Below are 14,588 nucleotides of genomic sequence, written 5' to 3'. Positions count from 1 at the left end.
TTTTAAAAAAGCCTGATCTCCAATATCAGGCTTTTTTTTTGCATAAAATTTAATTGAGCGCTATTTTGGTTGCAAAATAATCAGGCTTGCACCAAGTAAAACCACTGCTCCACCCAATAGATCCCAACGCGTTAGAGCAACTTGATCTACAAACCTCAGCCACATGAGTGCAGTGAAAATATAGATTCCACCATAAGCCGCATAAATACGCCCTGACGCTGCGGGATGCAACGTCAGCAACCAAACGAAAAGAGCCAAACTCAAGGCCATTGGAATCCAGAGCCAAGCCGACTTGCCCTCTTTTAAAATCAGATAAGGGAAATAACAACCAAGAATTTCTGCAACCGCAGTCACAAAAAACAACCCGAATACACTGAGTATTCGGGTTGCAGAGAAGTCTTCTAATAACATTTATGCAGGTTCTGCCGTTTGGTCCTCAAATACGGAAAGCTGTAATCCAACTTCTTTACCGTCTTCTTTTTTAACTGATACCGCAACGTTACCGCCATGATCGGCCAGTTCACCAAATAGAATCATTTCAGCCAGTGGCTTTTTCAAATGCTCTTGGATTAAACGCTGCATAGGACGTGCACCCATTAAGCGATCATACCCGTTGGCCGCGAGCCAGTCACGTGCAGACTGATCCACCTCAAGTACCACTCTCTTATCATCGAGTTGCGCTTGAAGCTCAGTAAGAAACTTATCTACTACTGACTCAATCACAGTGGTTGGTAATGCTTTAAACTGAATCACACCATCAAGACGGTTACGGAACTCTGGAGAGAATGCGCGCTTCATGGCCTCTTGGTTATCGTTGCTGTTGTCTTGCTCGGTAAAACCAATACTGTTACGTGAAATACTTTCAGCACCAATATTCGTTGTGAGCACGATAATCACGTTTCTAAAATCAGATTTGCGTCCGTTGTTGTCGGTTAAAGAACCATGATCCATCACTTGAAGCAACAGATTAAAGACATCCGGATGCGCTTTTTCAATTTCATCGAGTAGCAATACACAGTGCGGATTTTTATGAATTGCATCTGTCAGTAAACCACCTTGATCATAACCGACATATCCAGGAGGCGCACCGATTAAACGAGATACCGCGTGACGCTCCATATACTCCGACATATCAAAGCGAACCAGTTCGACACCTAAAAGTTTTGCAAGCTGTTTGGTGACTTCGGTTTTACCCACCCCGGTTGGGCCAGCAAATACAAAATTACCGACAGGCTTATCTGGTGCTTTCAGACCTGCACGCGATAGTTTAATAGCAGAAGCAAGTGCAGTAATGGCTTCGTCTTGACCAAATACCACGCGTTTTAAATCGCGCTCCAGATATTCAAGCACTGCTTTGTCATCTTTCGATACCGTTTTAGGCGGAATTCGCGCAATTTTAGAAACAATATCTTCGATGTTCTCGACCGTAATCAAGCTGTCATCAAGTTCTGCTTTCAGACGGCGCTGCGCTCCGGCTTCATCAATCACATCGATTGCTTTGTCTGGCAAGAAACGATCATTGATAAATTTCGAAGAAAGCTCTACGGCAGCAACCAAGGCCTTATCGTCATACTCCACATGATGAAAGTCTTCAAACTTCGTTTTTAGGCCACGTAAAATATCAATCGTTTCTTGGATACTTGGCTCGTTTACATCGATTTTTTGGAAACGACGCGATAAAGCATGATCTTTTTCAAATACCTGACGATATTCTTGGAAAGTGGTCGAACCAATGCAACGCAAAGTTCCATTTGCTAACGCTGGTTTGATGAGATTCGAAGCATCCATGGTGCTGCCCATGCTTGAGCCAGCCCCGATAATCATGTGAATTTCATCGATAAACAAAATTGCATTTGGATTTTTCTTGAGTGCATTGAGTAGCTGTTTAAGGCGTTTTTCAAAATCACCACGGTACTTAGTACCCGCGACTAACGCACCGATATCTAGACTGTACACTTCAGCATTAGCTAGTGGCTTAGGTGCTTTACCATTTACAATTAGCCATGCCAATCCTTCTGCAATTGAGGTTTTACCCACACCCGGATCACCCACTAGAAGTGGATTATTTTTGCGACGACGACATAAGATTTGAGCCGTGCGTTCAATTTCTTTTTCGCGACCAATCAGCGGATCGGTTTTGCCTTTGAGCGCTTCATTGTTCAGATTAAGCGTAAATTGCTCTAGAGGGCCTGCATTAGACGAAGCTGAACTTTCACCTTCGATGTCTTCTACTTCTTCTTCAGACTGCGATTCATCTTTACGTGTACCGTGAGATAAATACTGAGTCAGGGTCAAACGATTAATTTGATGACGTTTGAGCAAATAAACCGCAAAGGAATCGCGCTCGGAATACATCGCAACCAGCACGTCGGCACCTTCGACTGTACGATCTCCACCGCTTGATTGCACATGGAAAATCGCGCGCTGCAAAATACGATCAAAACTTTCAGTGGGGTGCGGTGCTTGCTCGCTATTTTCCCCAAGTTTTGGTGTATGTTGCTCCACATATTCTTCTAGTTCTTTACGTAATGACACGATGTCTGCGCCACATGCTTTAAGTGCATTGACTGCTGAATCATTATCGAGCAAAGCCAGCAATAAGTGTTCTACAGTGAGAAACTCATGCCTTTTTTGACGAGCCATGCTTACAGCCAAACGTAAGGACACCTCTAATTGACGACTGAGCATACGACCCCCTTAATCTTTGGGCTCAATCTGACAAAGTAATGGATGACCTTGAGACCGAGCATAGTTATTAACTTGGTTTGCTTTCGTTTCCGCGATGTCTCTTGGATATACGCCAGCAACACCTTTTCCCTCATAATGTACTGTTAGCATTACTTGAGTGGCTTGGTCAAGATTCAATGCAAAGTATTGTTGTAAAATTTCAATTACAAAGTCCATTGGGGTGTAGTCATCGTTCATTAAAACGACAGCATAAAGGGGTGGACGCTTTAATTCTGGGGGAGCAGTCTTGACAGCAAGATCACCATCGGGTGCATCGGTTTGCGAATCACCCAAGCGTGGATTGATGTGCCAGTCAACATATCCTGTCTGATAAAAGGATGCTTTGACTTCATTTAAACTAATTTGGCGCTTGTATGTTCGCATAGACTTTTGTATTCACAATTAATTTGCATTTGCTTCAGCTTGTGGGATCTCGCCCACAAAGGCCGAAGATGACTCGACAGGTTTCCCTCGCTGCCAGCTAAACCGTTTAACTACTGGCGCGCCATTATCTGTAATTCGCACCTCAATAAATTGCGGTGTAAATCCATTAGGCATTGTCCAGCGCCCTGTTAAACGCTCATAATCATAAAAATTGAAGTTTTTGTCGTTCATTGGAACGACCAACACTTCAGTACCTTGAATCAAGCGCAATTCGATACTGCCGATCGCACGTTGTTTACCCGGACTCACCTGAACCAAATCTACCTGATATTCATAGGCATTTTCAGGCAAAGGTTTCACCGCAATATTTTGAATCGTCAGAGGCAATCCACCTCTCAAACGCAACACTTCACGATAAAATGCACTCATATTCATCATTTGTGCATTGTCATTTTTCGCTTGTGTTAATGCTTGATACAAATTATTGGCATTGTCTACTGCAACATCGCGCTCTTGCACCGCCGCATTCAAGCTCTTATTGACTGAATCAAGTGATGTTTTTTGCTTTTGAACCACATCCACCAGTTGAGCTGCATCGGCGTCGTATCCAACAACAGTCAAGCCCTGGCGGTTACCTACTGTATACCCCAAGGTAAAGCTTCCTGCAATCAAAACAACTGCCGCAATCGCCAGAGGTAAGTTTGTTTTCAAAAATGGCTTTTTGGGTGATCGTTGATCAGACAAAGTCGCCACGTGTTCGGTGTCTTGCATCGCAATCTCGATTTAAAGATAGTGCCTGACACACATTTAAATCGAAAATTAAATGTGTGTGAAGTCTTAAGCTGTTTTTATGGCAGCAAACCAATCCCGTCCAGACCGGTTGCTTCATCGAAGTTGAACATTAAATTCATATTTTGTACTGCTTGGCCAGCAGCCCCTTTGACTAAATTGTCTTGTACCGACAATATGATCAATTTATTTGGCTGAGGCTTGTACAGCGCAATTCTAAGCTCATTCGAACCACGAACACTTCGGGTTTCTGGCGAGCTATTGGCTGGCATCACATCGACAAATCGTTCGTGTGCATAATACACTTCGTATAAAGATTGCAAATCACTGTTTGCACCTTCTTCGGTCAGGTCGACGTAAATGGTGCTAAGCATGCCACGGATCATTGGCACCAAATGCGGTACAAACAAAAGCTGATCGAATACGCCAGTTTGCCCTGAGATATTTTCAAGCGCTTCCACAATTTCTGGATGATGACGATGCCCTGCAACTCCATACGCTTTGAAGTTATCTGCATTTTCAGTGTAAATCATGCCTAGGCTGGCTTTACGCCCTGCTCCAGAAACACCAGATTTGGCATCCACAATAATACTTGATGGCTTAATCAGTGCTACATCGGCTTGTAAAAGTGGCGCCAAACCTAACTGTACCGTAGTCGGATAACATCCAGGATTACCCACCACCTGCGCCGTCTTAATTTTTTCACGGTTTAATTCAGGTAAACCATAGACCGATGACTTTAAAACATCTGGACATTCGTGCTGTAGGCCATACCACTTTTCGAATTGCTCAAGATTTTGCAAACGAAAGTCAGCGGCAAGATCAATCACTTTTACGCCCGACTCAACCAATACTTTGGCATGCTTCATGGCTACACCATGCGGTGTCGCAAAAAAGACCACATCGCATTGTTTTAAAAGATCTTCATTAAGGTCGGAAAATTCAAGGTCAGTATGTCCTCGTAAACTTGGAAACATCTCTGAAACGCGCTTTCCTGCCTCTGTACGTGACGTTAACACACGAACAGTTACCTGTGGATGACGAAGCAATAAGCGCAGCAATTCAACGCCCGTATAACCAGTTCCACCTACAATTCCGACAGAAATCACGTGTCTTACCTCAAAGTTCAACAGAATGTTGCCTAGTATGACAGGATGTACTGATTTTCAAAACTATTTATCGAACGCACTGTGATTTTTTATTGGAATGATTGAAGTGAATCCGTATTTATTACTGGCAATCCACCAAGCAAATTACGTTATGCGCTGTACCACCAATGTGGCAACTGCGTCTGTTTCAGGCGTTGTCGATGTTTTTGAAAGGCTTGGTCATGATGTTGTACTTCTGTCCAAAACTCGGGACCATGATTAAAATGAAGCGTGTGTGCTAATTCGTGAATACACACATACCGCACAACAGCAATATCCATGAGCACCAAGCCAGCATGCAGCATGATGTCTTTTTGAGCGGTGCAACTGCCCCATCGTGTTTTAGGTCGACGGATCGTACATCCATTGAAAGAAAGTGTAGTCTCGCGGCTGATCTGCATTAAGTAGTCAGGCAAAACTTGTTTGGCGTAATTAAAGGTGGCCTCTTTTAAGGCGTATGCCCGATGGGCCGCGTTAATGAGTAATTGCTGGTTGTCGTGATCGAAACGATAGAGTTTGATCGCCTCATGCTCAACGATTCGATAGGTCGAATCATTAAAAAAAGTCAGGGCTTCAGATGAACTGGAAATAGCAGCATTTCGTTGCTGCATTTGCTGCTGCCACGTTTTTTCAAGCCATGTTTGTGATTGCGCTAAAAACGCTTGAATCTGTTTTTGAGTACAAAAAACGGGAACAGTGAGTCGCACCGCGTCTGGTTCAACACGTAAGCGCAAGCGTTTTGCCCTTACGTGTTTGACAATTTTGATCTCGGGAAGATCAGTCATTATTAAGACGCTGTGCGCTCTTCAATGCCGTTATTTGTTGCAACAATTGCAATGGTTGCAGCATTTAGGGCAAAAATACCATTGGTCACCACACCTGGAATATCATTAATGGTTTTCTCAAGCTCAATCGCATTGAGGATATTCAGGTTGTATACATCCAAAATCACATTACCATTATCTGTGACTACACCTTCACGGTAAACAGGATCGCCGCCAAGACTCACCAGTTTACGCGCAACAGCAGAGCGCGCCATAGGGATCACTTCAACAGGCAACGGGAACTCACGACCCAACTGTTCAACCCATTTTGAATCATCTACGATACATACAAATTTCTTTGCAATTGAGGCCACAATTTTTTCACGTGTGAGCGCGGCACCGCCACCTTTAATCATGTGCATGTGACGATCAATTTCGTCGGCACCATCGACATATGCGTCTAAACCGCCCACATGGTTCATGTCGAGTACTTCAATGCCCAATTCTTTTAGGCGTTTAGCTGTGGCTTCCGAGCTGGCAACCGCTGCTTCAAGCTGTAGTTCAGGTAAAAGTTCAATCAGAAAATTGACTGTACTTCCGGTTCCCACTCCTAAAATGCCCCCTTTAGGTAAGTGTTTTAAAGCAGCTTTCGCTGCTGCTTGTTTTTTCTCATCTTGGGTAGCATATAGACTCATGACATCACTCAACTTTTTTTCACCTTTTGCGCAATTTTAAAACGCAAATGTGCAGGGGTTTGTTACAATAAGCGGCTATTTTAAACTGTTACATGGAAAATTAACATGCTGTCTCGTTTGGTTCGACAAATTTTACAAGCAACGGTCTATGACGTTGCAATCGAAACTCCACTCGAAGCAGCGCCACGAATTAGTGAAAAACTAAACAACAATATTCGCTTTAAACGTGAAGACTTACAGCCCGTTTTTTCGTTTAAGTTACGAGGTGCTTATAACCGTATCAGCCAGTTACCCAAATCACAGCTTGAACGCGGTGTGATTACGGCTTCGGCAGGCAATCATGCACAAGGCGTGGCGCTATCTGGTCAAAAACTGGGAATTCGCGCCATTATCGTGATGCCAAAAACAACGCCAGACATTAAGGTTCAAGCGGTTAAACGTTTGGGTGGCGATGTGGTGTTGCATGGCGATTCGTTCGATGTTGCCAATAAATACGCCATTCAGCGTGCTCAAGATGAAGGCATGACGTTTATTCCTCCTTATGACGACGAGCTGGTCATGGCAGGTCAAGGAACGATTGGCAATGAAATTTTGCGCCAGTGGCGAGATGTCGAATATGTGTTTGTGGCGGTGGGCGGTGGCGGCCTGATTGCAGGTGTTGCGGCGTATTTGGGCGATGTAGCCCCCCATGTTAAAGTCATTCCAGTTGAATATGATGAATCTGCATGTTTGAAAGCGGCATTTGAACACAATGCGCGTGTGGTGCTTCCACAGGTGGGGCTGTTTGCAGATGGAACCGCAGTTGCACAAATTGGTGAAAAACCCTTTGAAGTGATTCAATTGCAAAAATCTGACAACTCTGGCCCAATCGTTGAGCGTGATGTGGTCTTGGTCAATACTGATGAAATATGTGCAGCCATTAAAGATACTTATGACGAGTGCCGCAGTATCGTTGAGCCATCAGGTGCAATGGCGCTGGCAGGCATCAAAAAATATATCGAGCAACATAATTTAAGTCATAAAAATATTGTCTCGATTGTTTGCGGCGCCAATATGAATTTTGACCGTCTGCGCTATATCGCAGAGCGTACCGAACTTGGAGAACGTAAAGAAGCAATTTTTGCGGTGAGCATTCCAGAGCAAAAAGGTGCATTTTTAAATTTCTGCCGCGCACTCCATGGTCGTAATATTACTGAGTTTAACTACCGTGCCAGTGACAGTGATGCCGCTCAGGTTTTTGTCGGCATTAGCTTAAAATCGGGTGAAAAAGAGCGTCATGACATTCATGAATTACTCAAAAGCCAATATGATGTGGATGATTTGTCTGACGATGAAGTAGCTAAACTCCATATTCGCTATTTAATTGGCGGTCATGCCAACATTGCCAATGAACGTTTATTTCGTGTTGAATTCCCTGAGCGCCCGGGTGCACTATTGACCTTCTTGGAACGTTTAGGTCCATCACATAATATCAGTCTGTTTCATTATCGAAACCACGGCGCAGCGGAAGGTCGCGTACTGGTTGGATTACAGGCAACTGATGTGCAGGAAAATCCTGACGTATTGATTCAGACGCTCGAACAAATCAATTATCCATACGAAGAAATTACTCACAATGCCGGCTATAAACGCTTTCTTAAATAAAGCGATCTAGCTATAAAAAAACCAGCCGTATGTGCTGGTTTTTTTATGACCGACTTCTATACTCTGTTTCGTAACATTTATGTGCTTTAAACCCAAACAAAAACTACTACACTGATTTTTATGAAACTATAGCCGAAAAATAGCAATAAGGTTTTTTATATGGCGCAATTTGCAGTAATTGGACTGGGAAGTTTCGGTGCAACTGTTGCAACCGAACTGGTGAAATTGAATCATGATGTGATTGGCATCGACTCCATCAAGCGAAACGTTGAAGATTTAAGTGATCAACTTACCCATGCAGTGATCGCCGATGCCAGTGACGAACATGTACTTGAAGAGTTAAATATTCAAAGTTGTGAAACAGTCATTGTTGCAATTGGCGAAGACATCGAAGCCAGTATTTTATGTGTGCTGCATTTAAAAAATATGGGCGTGCCCAAAATTTGGGTAAAAGCCAAAACCAAAGCACATAGCATGATTTTGTCGCATTTACATGTCGATAAAATTATTCATCCCGAAGAGGATATGGGCGTCCGAATTGCTCAAGCATTGAACTACCCGATGGTCAGCCGCTATATGGCACTCGATGATGATCACTATATTGTAAAAGTTGAAATTCCTAAGCACTTAAATGGCATTCATCTTTTGGGGCTAATCAATGATATGAGTCATGTTAAAACGATTTTGCTCAAACGCGGTAAAGATATTATTTACGAACCTGACCCGACTTGCCCAGTGCAATCTAAGGATATCTTGATTGTTGAAGGACACATCGATCAACTTAAAAAACTTTCAGTACGGTTTTTGCCTCATGAAAAAACAAAAACTTAAGCAAAAATCATTTAATTTAAGTCCACCCTCTCTACTGGCTTTAGGGTTCTTAAGTTTTATTATTCTTGGTACTTTTTTACTTAAGCTGCCTGTAGCCAACAACGGCCACCTGAGCTGGATGGATGCCCTGTTTACCTCAACCTCGGCAGTGACCATTACTGGTCTGTCAGTCATTAACATCGGGCACGCATTAACCACTACGGGACAAATTATTTTACTGTTTTTGATCCAGATTGGTGGTTTAGGCTTCATGACCTTTGCCATCTTGGCCGCACTTAGTTTGGCGCCTCAGTTGGGTCTTAAACAGCAAATCATGGCGCAAGATTCAATCGGCCATACCAGCTTGTCTAAAGTAACGTTTGTGGCACAAGCCGTGTTTATTTATACCCTTATTTTTGAGTTTATTGGCACCGTGATCTTGACTGTGGTCTGGACATCGCAATTTGGTTTTTTACACGCGCTGTACTACGCCATGTTTTATAGTGTTTCAGCTTTTAACAATGCGGGTTTTTCTTTATTTCCTAACAATCTAATCAACTTTTATGACCATTATATCGTCTGCCTCACCATCAGTTTTTTATATATTTTAGGCGGAATGGGTTTTTTGGTTTTAATGGATATCAAGCAGCACAAACGCTGGCGAAAACTCAGCCCTAATAGCAAAATTATTATTGTGAGTATTGGAGTGCTTAATCTTGTTGGCTTTCTGATGATTTGGCTTTTGGAAGCCAATAATCCCCTCACCTTGTACAACATGAGTTTCGGCGAACAGGCAATCAATGCATGGTTTCAGGCAACCGTCCCACGTTCTTCAGGCTTTAATACCATTGATATTGGCTCAATGACCAATAGCTCTACCTTACTGACCATGTTTATGATGTTTATTGGTGGCGGTTCACTCAGTACAGCAGGTGGTATTAAAGTCGGTACGGCAGTTATTTTACTTTTTAGCGTGATTGCCTTTTTAAAACGCCACGATGAAGTACGCATTTTTAATCATTCGATTTCTTATGAAAGTACATTTAAGGCTTTGGCTGTTGCCATTATTACTTTAATTCTGATTTTTGTCGGCTTTTTTACAATCTTAATTTTAGAGCCACATAAGAACTTTCTGGATCTATTTTTCGAAATTGTCTCTGCGGCATGTACGGTTGGTCTTTCGAGAGGCATTACCGGCGAACTCAACAACAGCAGTTTATTTGTATTGACTTTATTGATGTTTGCAGGACGTTTAGGCCCACTCACGCTGGCCTACCTGATTGCCACACCACGTAAAAGTCGCCTGAAACATCCAAATGCCGATATTCAAATTGGATAAAAAAGAGGAAGCATCATGCTTCCTCTTCTTATTCAAAATCAAATTAAAACCAATCTAGCAATGAAACGCCAAGACCGACATAAGTCGCACGGTGGTTATAATCAATCAGACTTTCACCATAACCGTTAAATAGTTGGAAATTGCCACGCAATTTACCGGTAATTGGGAAAGCCCAGTCAAACTGCACGGCCCCATGCGATTTATCACCATCTTTTAAAGAATGACGCAACATTAACGAAAAGTCATTTTGTTTCCAGCGATAAAATGCCGTTAGATCACCACGGCCCACATAATCTTCGATATCGGGATTATTGTCATCTTTAGCAGCTTCTTCAATGCGAATCCATGGACGCAACATTAAAGCAAAATTGTCGCGCTCAAAACCCACATTAAATATCACACGATTCCAGCTACGAGATAATGGATCAGAACGACCATTCGACTGATGATTCAGTGTGACACCAAGCAATCGTCCATCTAGACCAAATACCCGATAATTGGTACGAAACATCAAACTCGCTTCAGGTTCGTAATTGGTTTCACGAAAAGGACGCGATTCTTCACCGTTAAAGACTTGCCAACGTGATGACTGAGTGTAGCCAAGCCATAAATCACCATTATTGCCAAAGATGTTTTCCCACGCTTTGGTTTTAAGCGATAACTGAAACTTCGACTCTAGCGACTTTAAGTTTTGATCCTGAGTAACGGTGTTATTTGGGTTAGGGCTTGATGGAAACTCATTTTTTTTGCTGGTCCAAAATACTGGAAGCAAATACACCGGTTTGTAGCCACGAATATTCCACGTTCCAAGCTTGGCTTTTTCAGACAGCTCCCAGCGTTTATCCAACAAAGAAACCGTTGGATCGATCGGACCGGCATCTAAAGAAAATACATTCCCAACCTTTTCCTGAATTTTTTCAGGAAGAGTTTCTGGAGTTGACTTTTTTTCTGGAGCCAGAGGTGCGGCTGCCTGAGCCGCCAGCATGTTATTGGTATCGATAGGCGTTTTAAACAGCGCATCATAACAGGCTAAGCGGTCTGCATTTGAATCTAATCCAACACACGCCTTGGCACTTGCTGGACTAGGCGATGCTTCTACTGTCGTAGAAGCAACCGCTTTGGGTGGAAATGTACTCTTTACATCTGCTGCATAGGCTGCCGACACCCCCAGACAACCCAATATGCTCAGCATACTGAGTTGTAACGGTGTTCGTTCAACAAAATTGAACGACATATACGCTCTCCGTTTTTCTTTTAGTTCACTTGTTTAACTGTAAAACCAAGCTGCTCAAGTTCCTGTCGTTTCGCTACCGGAGCCACCACTGCTTTGGTTGGTTTTTGCTGAATCAGATATTCGCGTGCCACGCGTTGCAAATCTTCTAATGTGACATGCAGTAAACGTGTGCGCAGGGTTTTTCTAAAAGCAGGTGTACGGCCATGAAGCAAGGCATAGCAAGCCGTAATTGCTTCGCCAGCAGGTGAGCCTGGTTTATCCATACTCGAGACCAGCCCCAATATCGCCTCTTCCAACTGATGCGCTTGCTGAGGTGTATTCAGCAACCATTCAATACTCGCCTCGAAGTTTTTAAAGGTCTCGGTTAGGCGTGGGTCCCGGTAGCTATAAAAACGAAATGCGCATGCATTACCGTCATAGCTTGCACCGCCACCATATGCACCACCTTTCTCTCGAATCGCACTGTGCAAGAAACCATTACGTAAGTAACCTGCAAGTACCATTAAAGGCGCTGCATCTGGGTGAGTGACTTCAACCGCTGGGTATGACGTTGCACAGAACTGTACGTTGGTTTGAATCAGCCAAGCTTCATCCTGATCATCATTCGAGTGCGTAAACTGTTCAACTTGCGCCGCTTGCGTGTCTACGTCAAGATGATCCCATACCGTCTGAATTTTCTCGACCAGCGTTTCAGAAAACTGCTCTTCACAAACCAGTAAAAACTGTTTCGGGGCTTGCAAAAGTGCAAGGTGAATCTGTTTTAATGCATCGATCAAGGCGGTATAGGCCTGCTCATCCTGTTCTATTTGGTCGACCAAATCGCTTAACCAGTTGAGTGCACCCAAGCCCGTATTATGATAATCACGTTGAGCTAATGCACTGGCATTACGTGATGCCACTTGCATTGCATAGCTATGGCCAGAGCCCGACAGACGTGATTTCCAGCGCGTTGCACGCTGTTGTAACAGCTCAACAATGCGATCTTTTTCATCAAAGCGCAGTTTTTCAAACGCAAGCTTAAGCAATTCAATCGCATCGTATTTTTCATTCAATGATTTGGTGGTTAGAGTCAACCATGCACTGATTTTGCCTTTATCATCGACTTTACTACGTAATGAAGCGCCCATGCCTAGGCCACCGCTGACAGCGGTTTGCAATTGTTGCAACTCAAGATAATCGTAATCGCCAGCACCTACCTCGCCCATCAAAATAGACAGTAAATTAAAGTACGGCGATTGCACCACAGCGTCTGGAATTTGAATCAATACTTGTTGATAGTACAGACCGTTGGTTCCTGCATGATACAAATTGAGCGGATAATCATGTCGGTTGGAAATAATTTCTCTTAACTGGCCCTGCACTATATGCAAATCGGCAGGTACATCTTCTAATCCTACTTTTGGCAGTAAATCGAGATTGTCTGGTGTATCTTGACGCTGTCTTAATGCTTCGGTTTCAGCTTGAATTCGAGCACGATCTGCATCAGTTAAAGTTTCACCCAAAGCCGCCAAACATGCTTTTTCTTCTGCCTGTTCTTTGGCCGATTTTTCTGCATCGGGTATCAACGTCATTTGAACTCGATGCGGATTATCTAAAAGATGTGTCTGAATCAGATTTGACAGCCACATCGGATCTTTAAGCTCTTCTTTCACTTGCTCAATGGCACTGTCGACATCCCAAACGTGGATCGGGTCATTATGATGAATGGCACTGCTTAATCCATTTAAGATTAAGCTCAAACCATACGGCATGCCGTCACCATTGATTTCACGCTGATGTAATTCGATCTGATGTAAAATCGCATCGACCCAAGCCGGATCGATTGGTGCAGCAGCCACATCGCTTAAAATCTTGAGCACACCTGCTTTAAACTCTTCTGCGTGTTCCGGATTTGAACCCTGAACACCACAGTAAAAGGTCATTTCAAAGTTTGAATCATCGACACCCATCAGTGGGCCTGTCGATTGCGCATAGCCACAGGTCTCAAGATAATGACGCAGTGGTGAAGCCGAGTTTTCAAGTAAAATGCCTTCGACCAAACGCAAACCTAAGCGTAGTTTGATATCGCTTGCTTCAGGAAGTAACCACGCCAGTACATGATAGGTTTTATCTGATAAATCATCGCTATCGACCGCATAATGCTCGCTGACCTGAATAGGCGCTGCAAGACGCTTTTCAGGTTTTGAGTACAATGTCGTACCCTTTTGAAACTTCGCCAGTGCCAATTTTTCAAATTGCTCTTGTAACTCATAAGCACTTTGATTACCAAAGGTCATAAATACGGCGTTACTCGGGTGATAATGCGATTTGTAAAATGACACCAGCTGGTCATAGGTCAAATCTGGAATGTCTTTAGGATCACCACCAGAGTTGTAATGATAGGTTGTTTCAGGGAATAAATGATGCGCAAGCTGATGATAAAGCTGATCCGAAGGTGCACTCATCGCACCTTTCATCTCATTAAATACCACACCCTTGTAAACAGGTTCGCCATTTTCAAGCTCAACGCGAATTCCTTCTTGTGCAAAATCAAGCGGATTCAAATTCGCTGCAAACGCTGCATCGAGATAAACAGAAAGTAAGTTTTGAAAATCTTTTTTATTTTGAGTTGCAAAAGGATAAGCAGTCCAGTCTGCTGACGTGAACGCATTCATAAAGGTATTAAGTGAACGGCGAATCATCAAAAAGAATGGATCACGTACCGGAAATTTTTCCGATCCACATAGTGCCGTGTGCTCTAAGATGTGCGCTGTACCTTTGGAATCCATAGGTTGCGTACGAAATGCAACCAGAAATACATTTTCATCGTGAGAGGTGGCCAAATGATAATGAACTGCTCCCGTCACCTTATGAGCATATTCAGAGACCAAAATATCTAAGGCCTCAACATGGTGTTGACGTACCAACTGAAACGCAGGATGGACAGTTTGATTAATGGTTCCAGTGACATCTACAGTCATGTGATCTCCTACTATTTTCAATTTCTAACGTGTCCCCATTATAGCCTTAGTTTTTACTGAAATTGATAGCTTTAATCCGACTCAAATACTAAGT

At 43.2% G+C, this 14,588-nt stretch carries 12 protein-coding genes; 3 read left to right on the top strand and 9 right to left on the bottom strand.

All coding sequences use genetic code 11. The annotated features are described in order from the left end of the window. Positions 1 to 60: 60 nt before the first annotated feature. From KCV09_RS02650 to rpiA, 7 genes are all read right to left on the bottom strand, one after another. Positions 61 to 411 (bottom strand): YnfA family protein, encoded by a 351-nt coding sequence (locus KCV09_RS02650; protein WP_212515484.1) that lies wholly within the window; start codon positions 409 to 411, stop codon positions 61 to 63. Further along, on the bottom strand, positions 412 to 2,688 hold the full coding sequence (clpA, locus tag KCV09_RS02645) for an ATP-dependent Clp protease ATP-binding subunit ClpA (RefSeq protein WP_004936759.1): 2,277 nt from the start codon (positions 2,686 to 2,688) through the stop codon (positions 412 to 414). Positions 2,689 to 2,697: 9 nt separating this feature from the next. Beyond that, on the bottom strand, positions 2,698 to 3,111 hold the full coding sequence (clpS, locus tag KCV09_RS02640) for an ATP-dependent Clp protease adapter ClpS (protein WP_004936756.1): 414 nt from the start codon (positions 3,109 to 3,111) through the stop codon (positions 2,698 to 2,700). An 18-nt stretch (positions 3,112 to 3,129) separates the two neighbouring features. Then, on the bottom strand, positions 3,130 to 3,882 hold the full coding sequence (locus KCV09_RS02635; protein WP_004936753.1) for a DUF6776 family protein: 753 nt from the start codon (positions 3,880 to 3,882) through the stop codon (positions 3,130 to 3,132). 77 nt (positions 3,883 to 3,959) lie between these two features. Continuing rightward, positions 3,960 to 5,009, bottom strand: a complete 1,050-nt coding sequence (argC, locus tag KCV09_RS02630) for an N-acetyl-gamma-glutamyl-phosphate reductase (RefSeq protein WP_212515483.1) — start codon at positions 5,007 to 5,009, stop codon at positions 3,960 to 3,962. A gap of 149 nt (positions 5,010 to 5,158) precedes the next feature. Beyond that, positions 5,159 to 5,833, bottom strand: a complete 675-nt coding sequence (locus KCV09_RS02625) for a YgjP family zinc-dependent metalloprotease (protein ID WP_212515482.1) — start codon at positions 5,831 to 5,833, stop codon at positions 5,159 to 5,161. A 2-nt stretch (positions 5,834 to 5,835) separates the two neighbouring features. Then, entirely contained in the window at positions 5,836 to 6,507 is a 672-nt protein-coding gene (gene rpiA / locus KCV09_RS02620; RefSeq protein WP_004936744.1) for a ribose-5-phosphate isomerase RpiA, read from the bottom strand. A 105-nt stretch (positions 6,508 to 6,612) separates the two neighbouring features. Between rpiA and ilvA the strand changes: the two genes are divergently transcribed. The 3 genes from ilvA (at position 6,613) to KCV09_RS02605 (ending at position 10,300) form a co-directional block, all read left to right on the top strand. Next, on the top strand, positions 6,613 to 8,151 hold the full coding sequence (gene ilvA, locus KCV09_RS02615; protein ID WP_004936741.1) for a threonine ammonia-lyase, biosynthetic: 1,539 nt from the start codon (positions 6,613 to 6,615) through the stop codon (positions 8,149 to 8,151). Positions 8,152 to 8,310: 159 nt separating this feature from the next. Continuing rightward, the gene (locus tag KCV09_RS02610; protein WP_076032702.1) at positions 8,311 to 8,982 is read left to right on the top strand and encodes a potassium channel family protein; all 672 of its coding nucleotides are present in this window, start codon (positions 8,311 to 8,313) and stop codon (positions 8,980 to 8,982) included. Beyond that, positions 8,963 to 10,300, top strand: coding sequence for a TrkH family potassium uptake protein (locus tag KCV09_RS02605; RefSeq protein WP_151815210.1), 1,338 nt, complete (start codon positions 8,963 to 8,965; stop codon positions 10,298 to 10,300). The genes KCV09_RS02610 and KCV09_RS02605 overlap by 20 nt, the downstream gene beginning before the upstream one ends. A gap of 43 nt (positions 10,301 to 10,343) precedes the next feature. Here the strand turns inward: KCV09_RS02605 and KCV09_RS02600 are convergent, their stop codons facing one another. Further along, on the bottom strand, positions 10,344 to 11,534 hold the full coding sequence (locus tag KCV09_RS02600; protein WP_004946588.1) for a phospholipase A: 1,191 nt from the start codon (positions 11,532 to 11,534) through the stop codon (positions 10,344 to 10,346). Positions 11,535 to 11,554: 20 nt separating this feature from the next. Then, entirely contained in the window at positions 11,555 to 14,494 is a 2,940-nt protein-coding gene (locus KCV09_RS02595; RefSeq protein WP_212515481.1) for an insulinase family protein, read from the bottom strand. Positions 14,495 to 14,588 lie beyond the last annotated feature (94 nt).

Source organism: Acinetobacter soli (assembly GCF_018139125.1).
Classification (GTDB): domain Bacteria; phylum Pseudomonadota; class Gammaproteobacteria; order Pseudomonadales; family Moraxellaceae; genus Acinetobacter; species Acinetobacter soli.
The sequence above is the reverse complement of the archived record's forward strand: the minus strand, read 5'-3'. Positions and strand labels throughout refer to the sequence as shown.

Coding starts and splice junctions, on each gene's coding strand:
- KCV09_RS02600 (WP_004946588.1), bottom strand. CDS start 11,534: ATGTCGTTCAATTTTGTTGAACGAACACCGTTACAACTCAGTATGCTG.
- clpA (WP_004936759.1), bottom strand. CDS start 2,688: ATGCTCAGTCGTCAATTAGAGGTGTCCTTACGTTTGGCTGTAAGCATG.
- KCV09_RS02625 (WP_212515482.1), bottom strand. CDS start 5,833: ATGACTGATCTTCCCGAGATCAAAATTGTCAAACACGTAAGGGCAAAA.
- KCV09_RS02610 (WP_076032702.1), top strand. CDS start 8,311: ATGGCGCAATTTGCAGTAATTGGACTGGGAAGTTTCGGTGCAACTGTT.
- KCV09_RS02605 (WP_151815210.1), top strand. CDS start 8,963: ATGAAAAAACAAAAACTTAAGCAAAAATCATTTAATTTAAGTCCACCC.
- clpS (WP_004936756.1), bottom strand. CDS start 3,111: ATGCGAACATACAAGCGCCAAATTAGTTTAAATGAAGTCAAAGCATCC.
- rpiA (WP_004936744.1), bottom strand. CDS start 6,507: ATGAGTCTATATGCTACCCAAGATGAGAAAAAACAAGCAGCAGCGAAA.
- ilvA (WP_004936741.1), top strand. CDS start 6,613: ATGCTGTCTCGTTTGGTTCGACAAATTTTACAAGCAACGGTCTATGAC.
- KCV09_RS02595 (WP_212515481.1), bottom strand. CDS start 14,494: ATGACTGTAGATGTCACTGGAACCATTAATCAAACTGTCCATCCTGCG.
- KCV09_RS02635 (WP_004936753.1), bottom strand. CDS start 3,882: ATGCAAGACACCGAACACGTGGCGACTTTGTCTGATCAACGATCACCC.
- KCV09_RS02650 (WP_212515484.1), bottom strand. CDS start 411: ATGTTATTAGAAGACTTCTCTGCAACCCGAATACTCAGTGTATTCGGG.